Below are 21,002 nucleotides of genomic sequence, written 5' to 3'. Positions count from 1 at the left end.
GAGCGGACGACGAGATTCGAACTCGCGACATCCACCTTGGCAAGGTGGTGCTCTACCAGCTGAGCTACGTCCGCATTGTTGGTTAGCGTGGGCTGCCTTGCAGGCATTCCGTCGCTTTCCGACGAGTAAAAACTCTATAGGAGGTTCCAGCAATCTCCAAATCGCGCAGCCGCTTTCCATTCGGAGGCTGCCCGGATGCCTGATCTGACGCGGGATTTCGCGTCTTTCACGGCTGTAATTTCAGCTGTGTAGTTTCGGCTCCTGGTTCGTTTTGCATTCCTGCGATGGTGGGCTAATCTTCTATATGCACCGGCCCGCAGTTGCGGAAGCGCGGCAAGGTTCGGGGCGATTGGCGCAGTGGTAGCGCGCTTCGTTCACACCGAAGAGGTCACTGGTTCGAACCCAGTATCGCCCACCAGGAAAAGCCCCCGAGTTACTCGGGGGCTTTTGCTTTTGGTTCGCTGCTGCGTTGCGGATCGGCTACTGCTGCCGATCGACGTCGCCGGCAGAAGCGGCGTCTGTGTCTTCGTCGATCTCCGCTACGTAGTCCGAGGCTGCGCCTTGGACCAGATCCACTTGTTCAGCGAACTTGCCGTCGGTTTGTTCGTCGACGAAGTCGCCCACCTTTTCGATGCCTTCCTTGATGGCTTCTTCGTTGCCGGCTATGAGGTCTCGCGCCTTCTTCTGCAGATCGTTAAAGAGTTCCATGGGTTTCCTCTTCCATGAGTCGTTGTCATCACAGAGCGGGTTCGCTCCAGTGGATCTGTCTGGCAGGGAACGCGTTTGTGTCGCGGCGGGGCCATTCTTCGGATAGGTTTCGTCACGATCATGGTCTTTCGTCACGATCATGGTCGGGACGGCACAGGGGAAGTGTGCACAATCACCATTGCCTCGGAGCCGGCGTCACCACTACTGATGTTTCGCTGGTCCTGCGTGTAGAGGAACTTGCCGGAAAAGCGCCAATCCTGGCCGCGAAGCTTGCCGGACTGGATCCCCGGCACCTCACCACGCTGCTGGGTTCGCCAGCCAAGGGGACTTCCGGCGACGCTACAGATTCCGGATGCGATCTGCCCGGAAGCCTCGAACCGCAGGGCTAAGGGGAATTCTGTCGGTGGTCTGTGTCAGAGTCTTTATATGACCGCACCACTGCTTGCCCACGCTACTGACTACGGACGCATGTACGCCCGCTCCACTACTGAGCAATTCGCTGTTCCTTCCATCACAACAGTGATTGCACAGCAGGCGCACGCCCTGGATGGTTGGTTCAGCTACATGGGAGCAAGCAGCCTTGCCGCGGATCCGGAACTTCCGGCAATGATCGGCAGCCCGGCAAGGATCCGCCAGGCAGTCAACAAGGCCGCCAAAGCCGCTGAAACATACCGCGATGAAGCAGCGGCCCGCGGAGACCGGGTCCATACCTACTGCGAGCAAGTGGCGCTCCGCGCGCTGGGCCGTCCGCACCGCATGCAGGAATGCCGGGACGAACTCGCTTCGCATGGGGAGCAGGCTTTTGCGGCGCGCTTCGACGAGTGGTGGGAGCTGTACCGCGTGGAACCGATCGCGCCTGAGATCACCGTCTGGAACCAATCGGTAGGTTATGCCGGCACCTTGGACTTGGTGGCCCGTATTAATGGACGGATCTGCCTGATCGACTACAAGACCAAAGGAACAACCCGTGACGGCACGGTGAAAGCCCTGGATGACAAGGTGGTCATGCAACTGGTGGCGGGAATGAAAGCCGAGGAAAGCCTGGTGGATCCCGTGGCCGGGCAGTGGGAGCCCTGGAAGTTCGGTGAGAACCCCATGCTCCTGGCCGTAGCCATCGGTGAGACGGAAGTTCGCCCGCAGCGCGCCAATCCGGACGTCCTCAAGCACCATTGGTGGAAGTTCTGCGCCCTCCGCCGCGTGTGGGAGATGTCCGCCGACGTTTCCGCGGCCGGTCAGGCCCTCCTGCCGATTGCCCCGCCTCCGCTGGCGGCTCCTGCCAGGGTAAGCGTTGGGGCCGGAGCGCTGGGCTGAACGCCCGACGCCTCCTTGGCCGTCTCAACTAAACTGGCTTTGGGTCCGCAACGCGGACCAAAGACAGACAAAAGTGAGGACTGGCAACAGATGGCAATTTTGAGTATCCGAATCATCGGTGATCCGGTGCTGCGAACCGTAGCGGATCCTGTAACCGATTTTGGTCCGGAGCTCGCCAAACTCGTCGCGGACATGATGGAGACCATGGAGGACGTGGAGGGTGCAGGCCTTGCCGCGCCCCAAGTCGGCGTGAGCAAGCGCGTCTTCACCTACCGTGTCGGTGGCGTTGCCGGCCACATCATCAATCCCGTGCTGGAAAACAGCGAGGATTTCCAGCCCGATGAGGTGGAGGGCTGCCTTTCGATCCCCGGACTGGGCTTTCCCGTCCGGCGCCACCGTGCCACCCGGGTCACCGGTGTGGACCTTCACGGCAACCCGGTGTCCGTAGACGGCGAAGGCATGCTGGCCCGTTGCTTCCAGCACGAAACCGACCATTTGGACGGCATCCTCTACACCGACAGGCTCCAAGGCGAAGACCGGAAGGCTGCCCTGCGCGCCATCCGCAACGCCAATTACCATGCCGTCACGGAAGAGACCACGTCCAAGCGTGCTTCCTCCGTCGGCTCGAGCTTTGGCGGCGGCAGCTTCGGGATTCCCGAGTGAGGGTATTGTTTGCCGGAACTCCGGTGGTAGCCGTTCCGTCATTGGACGCGCTGGTGAAAGCAGGGTTCGACGTCGTCGCGGTGCTGACCCGGCCGGACGCTCCGCTGGGACGAAAGCGCGTCCTCACTCCATCTCCCGTGGCTGCCCGCGCCGAAGAGCTGGGAATCCAGGTGATCAAGGCGGCCAAAGTAGACGCTGAGACCACGGCGCACATCGCTGACACTTCGCCCGACGTCGCCGCAATCGTCGCCTACGGAGGAATCGTTCCCCGGGACGCCCTCGCTGTTCCCGCGCACGGCTGGGTCAACCTGCATTTCTCCCTGCTTCCGGCATGGCGCGGGGCGGCTCCCGTGCAACGGGCGTTGATCGCAGGCGACGATGTGACAGGCGCGGTGACCTTCCAATTGGAGGAAGGCCTGGATACCGGCCCTGTCTTTGGAACCCTGACGGAATCGGTCCGGGATGAGGACACCGCCGGTGACCTCCTGGAGCGGCTCTCGGTCAGCGGTGCGGTTCTCTTGTGCCAAACCCTCTCCGCGATTGACGCCGGCCAGGCGGCTCCGCAGCCGCAGTCCGGTGAGGTGACCCTGGCCCCCAAGCTCTCCCTGGAAGACGGACGGTTGGATTGGCAGCAACCGGCCCTGGCGCTCCACCGCAGGTCCCGGGGCGTTACCCCCGAGCCCGGAGCCTGGACAATTCTGGAGGGCCAGCGGATCAAGCTCGAGCCCGTGGCCTTACGGCCGGATGTGAACGATCTTGCGCCGGGTCATGTCCGTCCCGAAGGTAAAGCCGTGCTGGTAGGGACAGGCTCCCATGCCGTACAGCTGGGGCGTGTCCAACCCGCAGGCAAAAAAATGATGCTGCCGGCCGATTGGGCCCGCGGCTTGGCAACATCCGAGAAAGTGGTCTTCGAATGAGTGAGTCCGGCCGGCGAGGCCCCAACAGCAGCGGTGGCCGCGACGGGAGTGGCCGGGACAACCGGGACAACCGGGGCGCCCGGGGCGATCGTTCAGGAAGCAAACGCAACGCCCAGGGCCGCGAACGCAACCGGGGTCCGCAGCGGGGCTTCTCCACCAACGCCCCTTCGCAGCGGACCCGGCGTGCTGATCCCGCCCGTCTGGTGGCTTTCGAGGTGCTGCGCGCAGTTGCTTCCGAAGACGCCTATGCAAACCTCGTCCTCCCCGCCCGCATCCGCGAACACCGACTGGACCGCCGGGATGCCGGCTTTGCCACGGAGCTCAGCTACGGAGCGCTTCGCGGGCAGGGAACGTACGATGCCATTCTTGCGCGGTGTGTGGACAGGCCGCTTGACCAGCTGGACCCCGCCATCCTTGATGCCTTGCGGATCGGAGCGCACCAGCTCCTGTCCATGCGGGTTCCCGCCCATGCTGCCTTGGACCAGACCGTTGGCCTGGCGAGGGCAGTCATCGGCGCAGGGCCCTCAGCGCTCATCAACGCGGTCCTGCGTAAGGTGGCGGCGCACTCCATGGAGGAATGGCTGGACCTTCTCCTGGACCAGGAAACGGATGCCACCAGGATTGCCGCCTTGCGCCACTCCCATCCGGAATGGATCGTCCGTGCTTTGCGGCAATCCTTGGTGAACCATGGCAGGCCTGCCTCGGACATCGAGGCACTGCTGGAAGCGGACAACGCCGCTCCGGTGGTAAATCTGGTGGCACTGCCGGGACTCGGAGACCTGGACGAAGCCCTCGAACAAGGCGCCACGGCAGGGGAACTCGTTGAGGGCTCGGCGATGTCCGCGGGCGGTGACCTCGGCAGGCTCGAATCCGTGCGTCAGGGCACCACGCGTGTCCAGGACGTCGGTTCGCAGCTTGTGGCGCGTGCCGTTGCGGGCGCTGACGTCCAAACTTCTGCCGGCGGCAATGAACGGTGGCTTGATCTGTGTGCGGGTCCCGGCGGGAAAGCCGCGTTGCTTGCGGCTTTGGCCCACCGCGACGGTGCCATCCTCCTGGCCAATGAACCTGCACCCCATCGGGCAAAGCTGGTACAGCAGGCGCTGTCCGCCGTGCCGTCCGCAACCTGGTCCGTCCGCACGGGGGACGGCAGGGAAGTAGGCAGCGAAGAGCCGGAGTCTTTCGACCGCGTGCTGGTGGATGTTCCCTGCAGCGGCCTCGGAGCGTTGCGACGCCGGCCGGAGTCCCGTTGGCGCCGGTCACCGAAAGACATCGCAGACCTGGGTCCGTTGCAGCGCGAACTCCTTGCATCCGCCATTGCTGCCGTCAAGCCCGGGGGAGTAGTCGGCTACGTCACCTGTTCACCCCATCCGGCCGAAACCACCGCGGTCGTCTCCGATGTCCTTGCCAAACGGACGGACTTGGAACTCCTGGATGCCGGAGATGCCTTGGACCGGGTCAGCCTGGGCAGGGAACTCGGCGCCGGTCATGAGCTGACAGCCCAGCTCTGGCCGCATGTCCACCAAACGGATGCCATGTTCCTGGCGTTGATCCGCAAGAAGGCCTAGTTCTGCTGCAGTTGTTCGCCCCACCAACCACCCGAAGGATTTTCCTTGACTCAGTGCTGTATCAACCCGAGCATCCTGTCCGCGGACTTCGTCAACCTTGAGGCCGAACTGCAGCGCATCAGCAATGCCGATGCCGTGCACGTGGACGTGATGGACAACCACTTCGTCCCCAACCTCACTCTCGGGCTGCCGGTCGTCCAGAGGATTCAGGCTGTCAGCCCGGTTCCGCTGGATGCACACCTGATGATCTCCGACGCCGACCGCTGGGCGCCGGCCTACGCGGACGCAGGCGTCGCTTCAGTGACGTTCCACGCGGAAGCTGCGATGGCTCCGGTCAAGCTTGCCCGCGAATTGCGGGCGCGCGGCGCCAAGGCCGGTATGGCGTTGCGGCCGGCAACTCCCGTGGAGCCTTATCTGGACATGCTGAGCGAAGTGGACATGTTGCTCATCATGACGGTCGAGCCCGGCTTCGGGGGACAGGCATTCCTTGACATCACGCTGCCCAAGATCCGTCGGGCACGCGAGGCAGTTGAGGGTTCGGGAATCGGTGTCGCCATCCAGGTGGACGGCGGGATCACCGAGGAAACCATCGTCCGTGCCGCCGAAGCCGGGGCCAATGTCTTCGTGGCTGGCTCGGCTGTTTACGGCCACGCGGATCCCGCGGCGGCGATCGACCGGCTCCGGCTCGCCGGTACCAAGGCCACGCAGCCCGCTGTATAGGCGGCAAGGCAGCCCAAGCAGCAACAATGTGTCACGAAGATGGTCGGGAATAGCCCGGCCATCTTCGAGGTTGTGGCACAATAGCACCACACATATACGTGCTCCGGGGTCGGTGTAAGTCCGAACCGGCGGTTATAGTCCGCGACCCGCGCGCTTACGGTTACCACTCTTGTGGAGCCGGAAGCAGACGGTTGAACCGGTGGAATTCCGGTACCGACAGTTAAAGTCTGGATGGGAGAAGCACGTACAGGTATGCCGTCGGCGTCCTTCAGGGATGGCCGGGCATGCGCTGTCGTACACCCCCGGAGCCATCGCGGTTACTGGGAAGGAACGGCATGGACTTTCTGCGATGGCTCTTCGAAGCACAGATTCCCGTTGGCGGGTCTGCGCTTGTTCTACGCGAAGTGCTTGGCAACATCTTTGGGCTCGCCAGCGCCCTCGGCGGAATGCGCCGCAAAGTCTGGGCATGGCCTGTTGGCATCCTCGGCAACGTCCTGTTGCTGACAGTGTTCCTCGGGAACGTCTTTGGCGCGGCGGCGCCGGCAACGTTGTGGGGCCAGGCGGGCCGCCAAATCATGTTCATGGCCGTCGCAATCTACGGCTGGTACCGGTGGCAGCAAGGACGACACCTTGCAGGCGAAGGCCACGCAATCGTGCCGTCCTGGGCCAGCAACAAGGTCCGCATCGCTTTGATCGGCGCCATGGTGGCGGGAACGGCAGCACTGACACCGCTGTTCGACGCCCTCGGCTCCTACCCGCCGGTGTGGGCGGACGCCTGGACTTTCATGGGGTCACTGCTGGCCACTTATGGCATGGCCCGCGGATGGACCGAATTCTGGCTGATCTGGGTGGCCGTGGACGTTGTGGGCGTCCCGTTGCTGTTCACCGCCGGGTATTACGCCAGTGCCTTCATGTACCTGTTCTATGGATTCTTCACGCTCGCCGGATTCTTCGTCTGGCGGCGGGCATCCAAGCGCGCAGCTGCAGTGGCCGGTCCGGTTCCCGTCACAGTGGGGGCCGCCCGATGAACGCGGTTGCCACCACCTTCAGCGTGCTTGAGTCTGCGGCCATGGACACGGCTCTGCGTGCGGCCTTGCAGGGTCCCCGTGGCGCCAACCCCTTGGTAGGTGCCGTCATCCTGAACGCCGACGGTGAGCAGGTCGCCGTCGGCTATCACCGTGGCGCCGGAACGGCACATGCCGAGGCGGACGCTATCCTCGGTGCGCGGAAAGCAGGGATCGAGCTGCGCGGCACCACCATGGTGGTGACGCTGGAGCCCTGCAACCACGTGGGGCGTACCGGTCCCTGTGCCCAGGCGATCATCGCCGCCGGTATCACCAGGGTGATTTACGCCGTCGACGATCCCCATGATCCCGCAGCAGGAGGCGCCCACACGCTCCGTTCCGCGGGCATCGCAGTGGAGTCGGGCCTCGCGGCAGCAGACGCTCTGGAGCTGAACCGGGAATGGTTCGACGCCGTTGCCTCCAAGCGGCCCTTCGTCACCTTGCATATCGCCCAGACGCTGGACAGCCGCATCGCGGCAGTGGACGGCACCAGCCAATGGATCTCCAGTCCGGAGTCGCTGGCGGACAACCACAGCCTGCGCGGACTTATTGATGCGATTCTCGTGGGCACCGGGACGGTCCTGATCGACAACCCCCGGTTGACTGCAAGGGATCCGGAGGGTGCACTTTCCGGGCGTCAACCGCTCCGCGCGGTCATGGGCCGGCGGGAGGTGCCCCAGGACGCGGCAGTGCGCGGGACGGACGGGCGCTTCCTCCACCTGGCCACCCGGGATCCGCACGAAGCGTTGTCCATGCTGTTCGAGGAGGGCGCCCGGCACGTCATGGTGGAGGGTGGTTCGAGCATCCTCAGCACCTTCCTGGCGGCGGGCCTGGTGGATGAATTGATTGTCTACCTGGCTCCCACCCTGCTGGGCTCCGGAACCCCTGCCCTGAACGACCTCGGCATTACAACCCTGTCCCAGGCCCAGCACTGGATCTGGGACGAGGCCGGCGGCGGTTCCGTGCGGACCCTCGGCAATGACCTTCGACTTCATCTCCGGCCCACCCGGCCGGCTACCCCACAAGAAAATTCCCTTCACGGCAGCGAAGCCGCGGAGTACGTCTCAGGAGGACACTGATGTTTACCGGAATCGTTGCCGAACAGGGCACCGTACTTGGCATCGACCACGACGGCGAAGCCAGCGCCAGGTTGCGGCTTAAAGCCCCTACCACCACGGAGGGCCTCGCCTTGGGCGGTTCGATCGCCGTCAACGGTGTGTGCCTGACGGCTACGCAGATCACCGGGCAGGAGTTCAGCGTCGATGTCATGGGGGAGACTCTGCTCCGGACCACCATCGGTCAGTTGGCGGCCGGGGACAGCGTCAACCTGGAACGGTGCGTTCCTGCCGGCGGACGCTTGGACGGGCACGTGGTCCAGGGACACGTCGATGGCGTCGGCGAATTGCTGGAGCGTGAGGCACTGGGTAACTGGGACCGCCTGAGGTTCGGTGTACCTGCCACGTTGGCCCGCTACATTGCCGAGAAGGGGTCCATTGCCGTTGACGGCGTGTCGTTGACCGTGACCGCCGTCAGTCCCGCTGCCGACCCGGAGCCATGGTTCGAAGTCGGCCTGATCCCCACCACCCTCGAAGAGACCGGCCTGGGTGCAAAGCCCGTGGGTGCCAAGGTCAACCTCGAAGTCGATGTCCTGGCCAAGTACACCGAACGGTTGCTTTCCTTTGCACCCCAGGGCAAGCCTGCCCACCGTGCCGATGATGAGAGCCGGTCCGTAAGCCCCGAACAGACCACGGAAGCCCAGGAGGCTGTGCGATGAGCGCCCCCACCAAGACCAATCCCGCCCGGGTACGCAGGCAGGGCCTGGACCCCGTCGAAGCGGCCATTGCCGCAATGGCAGCCGGCAAAGCAGTGATCGTGGTTGATAACGAAGACCGCGAGAACGAAGGCGACATTATCTTCGCCGCCCAGCACGCCACCCCTGCCCTTATGGGATGGACCATCCGCTACTCGTCCGGCGTCATTTGCGTGCCGTTGGAAGGAGAGCGGGCGGACGCCTTGGCACTGCCGCAAATGGTGGCCGTCAATGAGGACGCCAAGGGAACCGCCTACACGATCTCCTGCGATGCTGCCCACGGAGTGAGCACCGGGATTTCAGCGACGGACCGCGCACTGACAGCCCGGATCCTGGCGGATCCGGCGAGCACCCCGGCCCACATCACGCGCCCCGGGCATATTTTCCCCCTCCGAGCAGTTAAGGGAGGAGTGCGTGAACGCCCCGGACACACGGAAGCGGCTGTGGACTTGTGCCGGCTCGCCGGGCTTGCCCCGGTGGGTGTGATCGCGGAGTTGGTACACGACGACGGTGAAATGATGCGCCTGGACAGCCTGCGCGAGTTTGCCGCCGGGCACGGATGTCCCCTCATTTCCATTGAGGACCTGGTGGCATACGTCGAGGCGGTAGAGTCCCAGCAGGAAGAGATTCCAACGGCACACCTTTCAGTGGCAGACGAGGAGAAGCGATGACGGCATCCATCACGCGCAGCAGCGACGAGACCGAACGCACGCCCCACCCCGTGAGCGGAGGGCCGATCGTCCAATTGCCCACCGCTTTTGGAGACTTTGTGGCACAGGCCTGGACGGACCACGAGACCGGAGTTGAACACCTGGCTGTCAGCTCGCCGAATCCGTCAAAGAGCGGGAAGGCTCCGCTGGTCCGGCTGCACTCCGAGTGCCTCACCGGGGACGTCTTCGGGTCCTACCGCTGCGACTGCGGAGAGCAGCTGGCTTTTGCTCTCGAACTCATCAACGCCGAGGGCGGCACGTTGTTGTACCTGCGCGGGCAGGAAGGCCGGGGCATCGGCCTTGCCAACAAAATCAAGGCCTACGCGTTGCAGGAAGCCGGCTTCGACACCGTTGAGGCCAACGAGCAGCTGGGCCTGCCGGTCGATGCGCGTTCTTACAACGCTGCCGCGCAGATCCTGGCGGAAATGGGCCTGCAGGAAGTCCGTTTGTTGAGCAACAACCCGGACAAGCAGAACCGCTTGGCACAGGCGGGCGTCACCGTGGTGGAGATGGTGCCCACCGAGGTTCCCTCCCGCGAGCAGAACCTGCGCTACCTGCAGACCAAGAAAGACCGCATGGACCACCGACTGACGCTCCAAGCAGAGCACGCAGGCAACGGGAAGACCCCGCTGGCCCACCCCTTTGACAGCATCAACGACTGAACGGATTTACTGCACACAATGAGCGGACACGGCGCCCCCACCATTGACCTCACCACCCTCAACCCCGAGGAAACGTCACAGCTGAAACTTGCCATTGTCGCGGCCAGCTGGCACACCCAGATCATGGACGGCCTGGTTGACGGAGCCCTCCGCGCCGCCAAGGAAGCCGGTATTGCCGAGCCCGTCCTGCTGCGCGTACCCGGCAGCTTCGAACTCCCGGTCGCGGCAGCTCGCCTCGCTCCGCACTTCGACGCCGTTGTTGCCCTGGGCGTCGTCATCCGCGGCGGCACCCCGCACTTCGATTACGTCTGCCAGGCCGCGACGTCGGGACTCACCGACGTGTCAGTCCGCACCGGCGTGCCTGTCGGCTTTGGCGTCCTCACCTGCGATACCGAGCAGCAGGGCCTGGACCGCGCGGGACTTCCCGGCTCCAGCGAGGACAAGGGCCATGAAGCTGTTACCGCCGCCTTGGCCACGGCAGTAACGCTCAAGCAGTTCCAGTAAAGAGCGGCGAGCTGCCGCCCCCGGAATAAGGCCCGGCAAGGGGATGTGGGTGTGTGTTCACTCACATCCCCTTCGTCATCCAAGGCCCCAACAAGCGGTGGTTGCCGTGAAGGAAGTAGTCTGTAGGGCGTGAAGAATTTCGAGACGCTGTTCGCAGAACTGAGTGAGAAAGCAGCGACCCGCCCGGCAGGTTCGCGCACGGTAGCCGAACTGGACTCCGGAATCCACGGCATCGGCAAGAAGGTAGTCGAAGAAGCCGCCGAAGTGTGGATGGCTGCGGAATACGAATCCGACGAAGCCGCTGCCGAGGAAATCTCCCAGTTGCTGTACCACCTGCAGGTCCTCATGCTCGCCAAGGGCCTCAGCCTGGAGGACGTTTACAAGCATCTTTAGCCACGCCTCCCGGGCTGTGTCCTGCAGTGGAAACAACCGGGCCCGCAGCGTGGCCGATGTGCCTGAAAACCTCCAACAACAACAGAAAGTCTCCCAATGCTCCGTGTAGCAGTCCCCAACAAGGGATCCCTCTCCGAAGCCGCCTCAGCCATGTTGTCCGAGGCCGGCTACCGCCAGCGCCGCGACAACCGTGAACTGGTGATGGTCGATCCCGACAACGACATTGAGTTTTTCTTCCTCCGCCCCCGGGACATCGCGGTCTACGTTGGACAGGGAACGCTGGACGTGGGAATCACCGGCCGCGATCTCCTGCTCGATGCCCAGGTTGAAGCCGAAGAGCTCCTCCCGCTTGGCTTCGCCGCGTCCACCTTCCGCTTCGCGGGGCCCGTCGGTGACTTCTCCGCCGTCGAAGAGCTCGAAGGCAAGCGCCTGGCCACCAGCTACGACGGCCTCTTGCGCGACTATCTCGCAGAGCGCGGGGTCAACGCGAAGGTGGTCCGCCTGGATGGTGCCGTGGAATCGTCGGTGCGCCTCGGCGTCGCTGATGCCATTGCCGACGTCGTCGAAACCGGAAACACCCTCAAGGCTGCCGGGATGGAAATCTTCGGCGATCCGATCCTCCGCTCCGAAGCGGTGCTCATCCGGCGCGCAGGCAAGAGCGGTGCCGCCAACGGTACTGCCAAGGAAATCGACGTCCTGATCCGCCGTCTCCAGGGCGTGCTGGTGGCACGGCAATACGTGCTCATGGACTACGACATCCGCAAGGACCTCGTGGAAGACGCTGCAGCCCTCACCCCGGGCCTGGAATCGCCCACTGTGTCTCCGCTGCGGGACTCGGAATGGGTTGCCGTGCGGTCCATGGTTCCCAAGAAGGAAACCAACCGGATCATGGATGAGCTCTACGACCTGGGCGCCCGGGCGATCCTCGTCAGCAGCATCCACGCCTGCCGTATCTGACCCGCGCTCCGATCAGCAGAACCGCAGAATTGAGGATCAGCACATGGCTGTAGCCGTACGCGTTATTCCCTGCCTGGACGTTGATGCAGGCCGCGTAGTCAAGGGCGTCAACTTCGAGGGCCTCCGGGACGCGGGGGACCCGGTGGAACTGGCGCACCGTTACGACAACGGAGGCGCCGACGAACTGACGTTCCTGGACGTCACGGCGTCGTCCGGCAACCGCGAGACAACCTTCGATGTTGTCCGCCGGACGGCCGAGGAAGTCTTTATTCCGCTCACCGTCGGAGGCGGCGTCCGTGGCGTTGCCGAGGTGGACAAGTTGCTCCGCTTTGGTGCCGACAAGGCCTCGATCAACACCGCAGCCGTCGCCCGGCCGGAGGTCATCGACGAAATCACCCGCCACTTCGGCTCCCAGGTCCTGGTGCTGTCCGTGGATGCGCGCCGCACCCGCGAAGGTGACGCCCCGACGTCGTCGGGCTTTGAAGTCACTACCCACGGCGGCCGCAAGGGCACCGGGATCGACGCCATTGCCTGGGCGAAGGAAGCCGCGGACCGTGGCGTCGGCGAAATCCTGCTGAATTCGATCGACGCTGACGGAACCAAAGACGGATTCGACCTTGAACTCATCCGCCTGGTCCGGGCAGCCGTGAACATTCCGATCATCGCCTCCGGCGGTGCGGGGGAGCCGCAGCACTTCCCGCCCGCTGTGGAAGCAGGAGCCGATGCCGTGCTGGCTGCCTCCGTGTTCCACTTTGGACCGGACGACATGATTGCCCAAGTCAAGGCAGCGATCGCGCAGGCCGGCTTCGAGGTACGGTAACGACATAGCGTTCACAACAACGAAAGGGCCACCTGCAGGTGGCCCTTTCGTTGTTGTTGTGGGTTTGCCCTAAAGTCCGATGTCGGCCGACTGCAAAAGCGCGACGGCGTCCGGCTGGCCTTCGAACGTGACCAACGCCTGGTTGGTCCGGCCGTGGGCGTGCATGATCAGTTCGCCCGGCTCTCCGACGATTGCCACCGATACGGGTGCCCGCTTGGCCACGTGGCGGGGCCCCGTGGGCCGCACGAGCACGATGCCAAGATCGACTCCGCGGTAAAGGAAAGCTGCCCGCTTGATGAGATCGTCCCAGAGGGCGTCCGAATAGGCTTCGTCCAAGGCGCGGGGCGCCCAGCGGTCACCGGCCCTGCGGATGTCCTCGGTGTGCACGAAGTATTCAATGAGGTTGGAGGTCTCGTCCAGGGCTTTGATCCTCAGCGGCGAAAGGGCCGGCGGGCCTGCCCGGAACGCCTTGACCAGCTTGGCGTAGTCCTCGGCAGTCTTCAGCTTGGAAGCCAGCTTGGCGGTCGCCTTGTCCGAGGCCTTTCCCAGGCTTGGGATCAACAGCCCGATGCCCACGGATGCTTTACGTTCACGCAGGTACAAGTGGGCGGCAAGATCGCGCGTCAGCCACCCTTCACAGAGCGTGGGGGAGTCAGGTCCGGCCGCCAGCAAGGTTTCGGCCAGTACTTCTCGGGAAGGATCGACGAAATGCATCACTTGTGAAACTAGCACGATCGAGCCGCTGTTGCGCAGAGGAACCGCCGCAGGAACCGGGCCCCGGCAAAGGCACTAGACTTGATCTGATGTCTGAGCAGTCCACCCCCAGCCCAACTCCCGCCGCGGAGGCAGCGAGCGACCCCGCCGCAACCCTGCCGCAGGAGATTTCCAGCGCGCTCAAGCGCGATCCTGCAGGCCTTGTAGCCGCCATCGTCCAGCAGCATGACACCAACGAGGTCCTCATGCTGGGCTGGATGGATGACGAAGCTCTTCGGCGCACGATGACCACCGGTCGTGTCACTTTCTACTCCCGCTCACGCCAGGAGTACTGGCGCAAGGGCGACACTTCCGGGCATGTCCAGTTCGTGAAGTCCGTCGCCCTTGACTGCGACGGCGATGCCCTTCTGGTCCGGGTGGACCAAGTGGGCGCTGCCTGCCACACGGGAACCCGGACCTGCTTCGACGGACGCGAGCTGGCCGTCGTCGCCGGCAACCGTGACTAGGGCCCCATCCTTAACCACTGACGCACCACCTCACACAAAGGCGGAAAGATATAGCCATGCAGGACCTTGGAATCATCAGCCCGGGCCTGGAAGAGTTCCGGAAACTCGCCGCCCACAGCCGTGTCATCCCCGTTCGACTCAAAGTACTGGCCGACGCCGAGACACCCATCGGCCTCTACCGGAAGCTGGCGCAGGGCCAACCCGGCACCTTCCTGATGGAGTCCGCTGCCGTCGGCGGCTCATGGTCCCGTTACTCCTTCATTGGCGCCAAGTCCCGCGCCACCCTGACCACCAAAGACGGAAACGCGCACTGGATTGGCCAGCCGCCGGTGGGTGTCCCGACGTCCGGCAACCCCGTGGAAGCCGTCCGCGACACCGTCGCGGCACTGCAAACCGACCGTTTTGAAGGCCTGCCTCCCTTCACGTCCGGCCTGGTGGGCTTCCTCGGCTGGGAAACAGTGCGCCACTGGGAGCGTCTGACCTCCCCGCCCGAGGACGATCTGCAGTTGCCGGAGATGGCCCTGAACCTCGTGACGGACATGGCCGTGCATGACAACGTGGACGGCACGGTCCTGCTCATTGCCAATGCGATCAACTTCGACAACAGCTCCGAGCGCGTGGACGAGGCATGGCATGACGCCGTGGCGCGGGTCAAGGCGTTGCTGGAGCAGATCAGCACGCCCGTCGCCCAGCCGGTCTCCGTGCTGGAAAGCGCCGCCTTGGACTTCGCTTCCAGTGTGCAGGAGCGCTGGGACGAGAACCAGTACTTGGAAGCCATTGACCGCGGCAAGGAAGCCATTGTTGATGGTGAAGTCTTCCAGGTGGTCATCTCGCGCCGGTTCGAAATGGAATGCGCCGCTGATCCCCTGGATGTCTACAGGGTCCTGCGCAATACCAACCCGAGCCCGTACATGTACATTTTCAGCCTCGCCGATGCCGACGGCCGGGAGTACTCAATTGTGGGTTCGTCCCCGGAGGCGCTGGTCACCGTGACCGGCGGTGAAGTCATCACCCATCCGATTGCAGGTTCGCGTCCCCGGGGCAAGACCGTGGAAGCTGACAAGGCCCTTGCCACGGAGCTGCTGGCTGACCAAAAGGAACGCGCTGAGCACCTGATGCTGGTGGACCTCTCAAGGAACGACCTCTCCAAGGTGTGCGTGGCCGGAACCGTGGATGTCACCCAGTTCATGGAGGTGGAGCGCTTCAGCCACATCATGCACTTGGTCTCCACCGTGGTGGGGGAGCTGGCTCCCGACGCCAAGGCGTATGACGTCCTCAAGGCGACCTTCCCCGCGGGGACCCTCTCCGGTGCCCCCAAGCCCCGTGCTTTGCGCCTCCTGGACGAGCTTGAACCACACCGTCGCGGAATCTACGGCGGGGTGGTGGGCTACCTCGACTTCGCCGGCGACATGGATATGGCCATTGCCATTCGCTCTGCCCTGCTGCGCGAAGGCCGGGCCTACGTGCAGGCCGGCGGAGGCATCGTGGCCGATTCGCACAAGCCGTCCGAGGCCTTGGAAACCGTTAACAAGGCGGCAGCACCCCTGCGCGCGGTCCACACCGCCGGTTCGCTGCACAACATCGCTGCTGACGGCGTGGGCGAGGCCGGAGCCGACGAGGACGGAACTCCTGCACCGTGACCGCAAAGGCGCAAGACAAGACCACCGGCGTTGAGCGGCGGTGGACCCGGAAATCTACCGTAGTCCTGGCCACCGTGATTCTGGCCTTCGCGGTCTTCGGCACTACTACGCAGACGTGGATCGAGGTCCGCTTGGACCCGGCTGCCGTGTCCAACAGCAACCTCCAAGTACCCGGCAACAAGGCCGCCACCGCAGTAACAGCCCTGGCGCTCGTAGCCTTGGCCGGTGCCCTAGCGGCGTCCATCGCCGGCAGGATTGCCCGGTGGATCATTGCGGTGATCATCGGGTTGTCGGCCGTCGGTACCATCCTGGCTGCCGGAACGGTCCTCGGTGATCCGTTGGGTGCCGCGCAAGGTTCCATCGCTGCAGCAACCGGGGTCTCCGGCGGGCAGGCCGGAGTAAGTACCACGGTGTTTCCTGTGCTTGCTGTTGCTGCGGCCGCACTCCTGGCAGGCTGTGCCGTGTGGCTCCCGTTGGCCGGGCGCCACTGGAAGACCAGGACCAAGTACGACGCCGCCGGCAGCGCAGGGGAGCGCGGCACCGGTCCGGTCGATGAGATCGACAGTTGGGACAGTCTTTCCCGCGGGGAAGACCCCACGTAAGCGGCGTGTCCGGCGCGGGGGCCGCCGTCGAACATCAACTTCCGCAACAAAAGGGGCCGGCACTCGCCCTGACGTCGGTCGATGTCCCGGCCACCGCCAATAAATGGCAGAATGTAAGCAGTATTCATCCCGAGGAGATTCCACATGAGCAAAACCACAGTGTCCGCCAACCAAGCCGAGTCCGCCATGGCCAGCCACGCTGACGCCATCGGCCACGGAAACAGCCCGGCTGCCTGGACCTGCGTGATTGTGATGCTGGTCGGCGCCCTCGTTGCCTCCATCGCTTTCGTGATTGCCAGCACGCCCATCTTCATCGGCGGCATCGCAGTCATGGTCATCGGCCTGATTGTTGGTTGGGCCATGCGCAAGGCCGGCTACGGAGTGGGTGGCAGCAAGCTGCAGAACAACGGCCACTAATCGTGACCGTTCTTGACGACATCATCGTCGGCGTCAAGGAGGACATGGAGGCCCGTCGGCGGCTTGTTTCTCCCCTTGAGCTGAAGGACCGCGCAGCGGCAGCCGCCCCGGCACGTGATGCTTGGGCAGCGCTCGGCGGACCCTCCACCACGCGCGAAGACCTGAAGGTCATCGCGGAGATCAAGCGGCGCAGCCCCTCCAAGGGTGACCTTGCACCGATCGAGGATCCGGCATCCCTCGCCGCGCAGTACGAAGACGGCGGTGCGTCCGTCATCAGCGTGCTGACGGAGCAGCGCCGATTCGGCGGATCGCTGGCCGACCTGGATGCCGTTCGCGCCACCGTGGACATCCCCCTGCTCCGCAAGGACTTCACGGTTGACGAGTACCAGATCTGGGAAGCCCGGGCCCACGGCGCCGACCTCATCCTGCTGATCGTCGCCGCGTTGTCCGACGCCCAACTGGCGGACTACAGCGCACTCAGCCGGGAACTTGGCATGAACGTCCTGGTGGAAACCCACACCGAGCAGGAAATTGAACGCGCCGTGGCGGCCAATGCCCGCATCATTGGCGTCAACGTCCGCAACCTGAAAACGCTCGACGTCGACCGCTCCCTTTTCGCCTCGCTCGCCGGTCTTATTCCGGCTGAGGCGGTCATTGTCGCCGAGTCGGGCGTGCGCAGTGCCGATGACGTTTCGCACTACGCCGCGAGCGGTGCCAACGCCATCCTCGTGGGTGAAGCGTTGGTCAGCGATGCCACGCCGCGGGAACGCATCAACGAATTCAAAGCAGCTGGAGCTGCCGCCATCGCTGTCAGGAACTGAGACGCACCTGAAGCAAGGCGTTAGCTACGAGGCAGCCCGGACCGTGGTCCGAGGCTGCCTTGTGGCACGTGAAAACCCATTGAACTAACTGGAACAGGACGGTGAGACTGATGGTGGACGCGCCAACAGCCAACTCGGAAGAGAATGCGGCCGACGCATTCCTGCAAGGTGGCGTTTCGCTGCGCAACGCTGCTGGCCCGTACTTCGGCAAGTACGGCGGCCGCTGGATGCCTGAATCGCTCATCGCTGCCCTGGACGAGGTCCAGGACACGTTCGAGAAAGCCAAGGCCGATCCTGATTTCCTTGCCGAACTGAAGGACCTCAACAAGAACTACTCCGGCCGTCCGTCGCTTTTGACCGAAGCCAAGCGTTTCTCCCAGCATGCCGGGGGCGCCAGGATCTTCCTCAAGCGCGAGGACCTCAACCACACCGGATCGCACAAGATCAACAATGTCTTGGGCCAGGCCCTCCTTGCCAAGCGCATGGGCAAGACCCGCGTCATCGCCGAGACAGGCGCCGGCCAGCATGGCGTCGCCAGCGCGACTGCCGCAGCCCTGCTGGGCTTGGAGTGCGTGGTGTACATGGGCGCCGAGGACTGCCGCCGCCAGGCCCTCAACGTGGCCCGGATGCAGCTCCTTGGAGCAACCGTGGTGCCGGTCACCAATGGTTCCCAGACGCTGAAGGACGCCATCAACGACGCCCTGCGTGACTGGGTCGCCAACGTGGACAACACCCACTACCTGCTGGGTACTGCGGCAGGGGCCCACCCGTTCCCCGCGATGGTCCGCTTCTTCCATGAAGTGATCGGCGAGGAAGCCCGCGCCCAGATCCTCGAACAGACCGGCAAACTCCCGGACGCCATCTGCGCCTGCATCGGCGGCGGCTCGAACGCGATCGGCCTGTTCCACAGTTTCCTGGACGACGCTTCCGTGAAAATCTACGGTTTCGAGGCCGGAGGCGAAGGCCTGGAAACTGGACGCCACGCTGCAGCTATTTCGCTGGGACGTCCGGGTGTGCTGCACGGTGCCCGTTCCTACCTCATGCAGGACGAGGACGGACAGACGGTGGAGTCGCACTCGATCTCCGCCGGCCTGGACTACCCGAGTGTCGGACCCGAACACTCCTACCTTGCCGACATCGGCCGGGTGACCTACGAGCCCATTACGGACACGGAAGCCATGGATGCGTTCAGCCTGCTCTGCCGGACCGAAGGCATTATTCCCGCGATCGAGTCCTCGCATGCCCTCGCCGGGGCCATTAAGGTGGGGCAGCGACTCACTGCAGGTAAGGAGAACCCGGCCGAGGTGACCATCATCGTCAACCTCTCCGGACGCGGTGACAAGGACGTGGAGACCGCTGCGGCATGGTTCAACATGCTCGATGAGGAAGGCCACGTCAAGGGCACCACACTGTCCACCCGCAAGCCCAAGGGGCCCACGGAGCACACCTCCGAAGCTGCCGTGGATGTCAACGAGGACCAGAACTGATGACCGAGCAATTCCAGAGCAAGTCCGCTGCGGCGATCGACCGTGCCAAGTCCGAGGGGCGTGCCGCCCTCATCGGGTACTTGCCGGCCGGCTACCCCACGGTCCAAGCCAGCATCGACGCCGGTATTGCGCTGGCCCGCAACGGCGCTGACCTGATCGAGATCGGCATCCCTTACTCCGATCCCGTCATGGACGGCCCCGTCATCCAGGCAGCCACTACCGAAGCCATCAACAACGGTTTCCGGGTTTCCCACGTGTTTGACGTCGTTGCCGGCATTACGGCGGCAACGGATGCCGCCGTCCTGGTGATGACCTACTGGAACCCCGTGATGCGCATGGGCGTGGACGAGTTCTCCCGCCGCCTGGCAGAAGCCGGGGGAGCAGGCCTCATTACCCCGGACCTCATCCCCGACGAAGCCGCTGAATGGTTCGAAGCCTCGGACAAGTACGGCCTGGACCGCGTGTTCCTGGTAGCACCGTCCTCCACTCCCGAGCGCCTGGACATGACAGTCAAGGCCAGCCGCGGATTCGTCTACGGCGTCTCCATCATGGGTGTCACGGGTGCCCGCCAGTCGGTCAGCAGCAGCGCCGAGGACGTCGTGGCCCGGGCGCACGCGGCGGGGGCCGAGCGTGTCTGCGTGGGCCTGGGTGTTTCCAACCCTGACCACGTCCGCGAGATTGCCGCGTATGCCGATGGCGTGATCGTCGGCACCGCCCTGGTGGCGGCCCTGCGCGATGGCGGCGTGGACGCCGTCGGGCAACTCACCAAGAACCTCAGCGCCGGCCTGGGCCGCGCAGCTGCAGACGCCTAGGAAAAGGAACAGCGACGCACATGCACAACGTCCTCCACGCAGCGGCCATGGTCCCGATGAGCATCCCAAGCCCATCGTGGTCCGGATTCGACATTCCGCTCCCGTGGGGGACGTTGCGCATCCACGCCTACGCCTTGTGCATCCTTGCCGGGATCATCGTTGGCCTGTGGCTCACCTCGGTCCGCTGGAAGCGTCGCGGCACTCCGGAGGGCAGCTTGTGGGATATTGCCATCTGGGCGATTCCCCTGGGAATCATCGGCGGCCGGCTCTACCACGTGTTCTCGTCACCGGACGCCTACTTCGGCCCGGGATTCGACGGCACAGGTGACTTGTCCCTGATCCCGCAAATACAGCGCGGCGGCTTGGGCATCTGGGGTGCGGTGCTCTTGGGTGCCGTAGGAGCCTGGATTGGCTGCCGGCGGGCAGGGGTCAAGCTGACCGCCTTCCTGGACGCGGCAGCTCCGGGACTCCTGCTGGCGCAGGCGATCGGCCGCTGGGGCAACTGGTTCAACCAGGAACTGTTCGGCGCCCCGACGACGCTTCCCTGGGGGCTGCAGATTGATCCGGCCAACGCGAACTTCCCGGCCGGCATGGCTGCCGATACCCTCTTCCACCCCACGTTCCTCTATGAGTTCCTGTGGAACCTCGCAGGCGTCGGCATCCTGTTGCTCCTTGACCGCAGGTTCAACTTCCGGAAGGGACGCCTGTTCTGGCTCTACGCGATGTACTACACCGTGGGCCGCGTATGGATCGAGGCGCTGAGGATAGACGATGCCGAGCAGATCAGCCTCTTCGGTATCACCACCCGGCTTAACGTATGGACCAGTATTTTCGTGTTCCTTGCGGCGCTGGTGATCTTCCTACTGCTGGGCAGGGGAAGGCGCCCCGTGCCTGACAGCCCCTATCTGCCGGGCAAGGAGCCGTCCCCGGAGGCTACTCCCGAAGCTTCCACCCGGTCCGCCGGGGCTGCCTCGACGGTGACGAGCGTCACGAGTCATGATGCGGACCGATCTGTCTCAGATAGTGGTTCCCGTGATAATCTCCCAGATAACCAAAGCGATCCGGGCCACGTTGACCAGCCGCAGGAAGCAGCAGGGGATTCCGGCCGAGGCACCCAGGCCACGACGGAATCGGAATCTGCTGGTACTGCCGCGAGGAAGGCCCCCGGATCTTCGCCGGAAGGTGACGTCACCAAGTAG

Annotated in this window: 25 protein-coding genes, 2 tRNA genes and 1 riboswitch; of the genes, 24 read left to right on the top strand and 3 right to left on the bottom strand. The window is 64.2% G+C overall.

The features are described from left to right. Position 1: 1 nt before the first annotated feature. A tRNA-Gly gene (locus OCL88_RS02815) sits at positions 2 to 74 on the bottom strand. Between the two features lie 269 nt (positions 75 to 343). Between OCL88_RS02815 and OCL88_RS02810 the strand changes: the two genes are divergently transcribed. Continuing rightward, positions 344 to 418, top strand: a tRNA-Val gene (locus OCL88_RS02810). 62 nt (positions 419 to 480) lie between these two features. On the opposite strand, the gene OCL88_RS02805 is transcribed toward OCL88_RS02810, so the two are convergent. Continuing rightward, a complete protein-coding gene (locus OCL88_RS02805) occupies positions 481 to 708 on the bottom strand; it encodes an antitoxin (RefSeq protein WP_264961549.1) in 228 nt (75 codons plus the stop codon). Positions 709 to 872: 164 nt separating this feature from the next. Between OCL88_RS02805 and OCL88_RS02800 the strand changes: the two genes are divergently transcribed. The 15 genes from OCL88_RS02800 to hisF all read left to right on the top strand — a co-directional run bounded on the left by OCL88_RS02800 (position 873) and on the right by hisF (position 12,804). Further along, entirely contained in the window at positions 873 to 1,097 is a 225-nt protein-coding gene (locus OCL88_RS02800) for a hypothetical protein (RefSeq protein ID WP_264961548.1), read from the top strand. Positions 1,098 to 1,134: 37 nt separating this feature from the next. Continuing rightward, positions 1,135 to 2,019, top strand: a complete 885-nt coding sequence (locus OCL88_RS02795) for a cytochrome P450 (protein WP_021473074.1) — start codon at positions 1,135 to 1,137, stop codon at positions 2,017 to 2,019. 90 nt (positions 2,020 to 2,109) lie between these two features. Then, positions 2,110 to 2,682 carry a peptide deformylase gene (def, locus tag OCL88_RS02790; RefSeq protein WP_264961547.1) on the top strand — a complete coding sequence of 191 codons (573 nt, stop codon included), beginning with the start codon at positions 2,110 to 2,112 and terminating at the stop codon, positions 2,680 to 2,682. Beyond that, on the top strand, positions 2,679 to 3,599 hold the full coding sequence (gene fmt / locus OCL88_RS02785; protein WP_264961546.1) for a methionyl-tRNA formyltransferase: 921 nt from the start codon (positions 2,679 to 2,681) through the stop codon (positions 3,597 to 3,599). The genes def and fmt overlap by 4 nt, the downstream gene beginning before the upstream one ends. Continuing rightward, positions 3,596 to 5,164, top strand: coding sequence for an RsmB/NOP family class I SAM-dependent RNA methyltransferase (locus OCL88_RS02780; protein WP_264961545.1), 1,569 nt, complete (start codon positions 3,596 to 3,598; stop codon positions 5,162 to 5,164). The genes fmt and OCL88_RS02780 overlap by 4 nt, the downstream gene beginning before the upstream one ends. 45 nt (positions 5,165 to 5,209) lie before the next feature. Continuing rightward, a complete protein-coding gene (rpe, locus tag OCL88_RS02775) occupies positions 5,210 to 5,884 on the top strand; it encodes a ribulose-phosphate 3-epimerase (RefSeq protein ID WP_264961544.1) in 675 nt (224 codons plus the stop codon). A gap of 94 nt (positions 5,885 to 5,978) precedes the next feature. Next, positions 5,979 to 6,132: riboswitch (FMN riboswitch) on the top strand. 87 nt (positions 6,133 to 6,219) lie between these two features. Next, positions 6,220 to 6,912 carry a nicotinamide riboside transporter PnuC gene (pnuC, locus tag OCL88_RS02770; RefSeq protein WP_264961543.1) on the top strand — a complete coding sequence of 231 codons (693 nt, stop codon included), beginning with the start codon at positions 6,220 to 6,222 and terminating at the stop codon, positions 6,910 to 6,912. After that, the gene (gene ribD / locus OCL88_RS02765; protein ID WP_264961542.1) at positions 6,909 to 8,027 is read left to right on the top strand and encodes a bifunctional diaminohydroxyphosphoribosylaminopyrimidine deaminase/5-amino-6-(5-phosphoribosylamino)uracil reductase RibD; all 1,119 of its coding nucleotides are present in this window, start codon (positions 6,909 to 6,911) and stop codon (positions 8,025 to 8,027) included. The genes pnuC and ribD overlap by 4 nt, the downstream gene beginning before the upstream one ends. Beyond that, positions 8,027 to 8,722: a riboflavin synthase gene (locus OCL88_RS02760; RefSeq protein WP_264961541.1), complete on the top strand. Its 696-nt coding sequence runs from the start codon at positions 8,027 to 8,029 to the stop codon at positions 8,720 to 8,722. The genes ribD and OCL88_RS02760 overlap by 1 nt, the downstream gene beginning before the upstream one ends. Beyond that, a complete protein-coding gene (gene ribB, locus OCL88_RS02755) occupies positions 8,719 to 9,429 on the top strand; it encodes a 3,4-dihydroxy-2-butanone-4-phosphate synthase (RefSeq protein WP_264961540.1) in 711 nt (236 codons plus the stop codon). The genes OCL88_RS02760 and ribB overlap by 4 nt, the downstream gene beginning before the upstream one ends. Further along, positions 9,426 to 10,130 (top strand): GTP cyclohydrolase II, encoded by a 705-nt coding sequence (gene ribA, locus OCL88_RS02750; RefSeq protein WP_264961539.1) that lies wholly within the window; start codon positions 9,426 to 9,428, stop codon positions 10,128 to 10,130. Before ribB ends, ribA begins: the two co-directional genes overlap by 4 nt. An 18-nt stretch (positions 10,131 to 10,148) precedes the next feature. Further along, the gene (gene ribH, locus OCL88_RS02745; protein ID WP_062096219.1) at positions 10,149 to 10,634 is read left to right on the top strand and encodes a 6,7-dimethyl-8-ribityllumazine synthase; all 486 of its coding nucleotides are present in this window, start codon (positions 10,149 to 10,151) and stop codon (positions 10,632 to 10,634) included. Between the two features lie 129 nt (positions 10,635 to 10,763). Then, positions 10,764 to 11,027, top strand: a complete 264-nt coding sequence (locus tag OCL88_RS02740; RefSeq protein WP_018778638.1) for a phosphoribosyl-ATP diphosphatase — start codon at positions 10,764 to 10,766, stop codon at positions 11,025 to 11,027. A 96-nt stretch (positions 11,028 to 11,123) separates the two neighbouring features. Beyond that, the gene (hisG, locus tag OCL88_RS02735; RefSeq protein WP_264961538.1) at positions 11,124 to 11,984 is read left to right on the top strand and encodes an ATP phosphoribosyltransferase; all 861 of its coding nucleotides are present in this window, start codon (positions 11,124 to 11,126) and stop codon (positions 11,982 to 11,984) included. A gap of 43 nt (positions 11,985 to 12,027) precedes the next feature. Continuing rightward, positions 12,028 to 12,804 (top strand): imidazole glycerol phosphate synthase subunit HisF, encoded by a 777-nt coding sequence (gene hisF, locus OCL88_RS02730; RefSeq protein ID WP_021473062.1) that lies wholly within the window; start codon positions 12,028 to 12,030, stop codon positions 12,802 to 12,804. A 69-nt stretch (positions 12,805 to 12,873) separates the two neighbouring features. On the opposite strand, the gene OCL88_RS02725 is transcribed toward hisF, so the two are convergent. Beyond that, the gene (locus OCL88_RS02725) at positions 12,874 to 13,518 is read right to left on the bottom strand and encodes a TIGR03085 family metal-binding protein (protein WP_021473061.1); all 645 of its coding nucleotides are present in this window, start codon (positions 13,516 to 13,518) and stop codon (positions 12,874 to 12,876) included. 89 nt (positions 13,519 to 13,607) lie between these two features. Between OCL88_RS02725 and hisI the strand changes: the two genes are divergently transcribed. From hisI to lgt, 8 genes are all read left to right on the top strand, one after another. After that, positions 13,608 to 14,024, top strand: a complete 417-nt coding sequence (hisI, locus tag OCL88_RS02720; protein WP_264961537.1) for a phosphoribosyl-AMP cyclohydrolase — start codon at positions 13,608 to 13,610, stop codon at positions 14,022 to 14,024. Positions 14,025 to 14,080: 56 nt separating this feature from the next. Further along, positions 14,081 to 15,664, top strand: coding sequence for an anthranilate synthase component I (locus OCL88_RS02715; protein ID WP_264961536.1), 1,584 nt, complete (start codon positions 14,081 to 14,083; stop codon positions 15,662 to 15,664). Beyond that, a complete protein-coding gene (locus OCL88_RS02710) occupies positions 15,661 to 16,266 on the top strand; it encodes a Trp biosynthesis-associated membrane protein (protein ID WP_264961535.1) in 606 nt (201 codons plus the stop codon). Before OCL88_RS02715 ends, OCL88_RS02710 begins: the two co-directional genes overlap by 4 nt. A 144-nt stretch (positions 16,267 to 16,410) precedes the next feature. Further along, complete coding sequence (locus OCL88_RS02705; protein WP_021473057.1) at positions 16,411 to 16,683, top strand: HGxxPAAW family protein; 273 nt, start codon at positions 16,411 to 16,413, stop codon at positions 16,681 to 16,683. 2 nt (positions 16,684 to 16,685) lie between these two features. Further along, entirely contained in the window at positions 16,686 to 17,504 is an 819-nt protein-coding gene (trpC, locus tag OCL88_RS02700; protein WP_264961534.1) for an indole-3-glycerol phosphate synthase TrpC, read from the top strand. A gap of 110 nt (positions 17,505 to 17,614) precedes the next feature. After that, the gene (gene trpB / locus OCL88_RS02695; protein WP_264961585.1) at positions 17,615 to 18,991 is read left to right on the top strand and encodes a tryptophan synthase subunit beta; all 1,377 of its coding nucleotides are present in this window, start codon (positions 17,615 to 17,617) and stop codon (positions 18,989 to 18,991) included. After that, positions 18,991 to 19,803 (top strand): tryptophan synthase subunit alpha, encoded by an 813-nt coding sequence (gene trpA / locus OCL88_RS02690; RefSeq protein ID WP_021473054.1) that lies wholly within the window; start codon positions 18,991 to 18,993, stop codon positions 19,801 to 19,803. The genes trpB and trpA overlap by 1 nt, the downstream gene beginning before the upstream one ends. Positions 19,804 to 19,823: 20 nt before the next feature. Next, positions 19,824 to 21,002 carry a prolipoprotein diacylglyceryl transferase gene (lgt, locus tag OCL88_RS02685; protein ID WP_264961533.1) on the top strand — a complete coding sequence of 393 codons (1,179 nt, stop codon included), beginning with the start codon at positions 19,824 to 19,826 and terminating at the stop codon, positions 21,000 to 21,002.

The sequence above is a fragment of the Paenarthrobacter sp. PAE-2 genome, from assembly GCF_026013155.1.
Classification (GTDB): Bacteria; Actinomycetota; Actinomycetes; order Actinomycetales; family Micrococcaceae; genus Arthrobacter; species Arthrobacter ureafaciens.
This window is presented reverse-complemented; position numbering and strand designations above follow the sequence as displayed.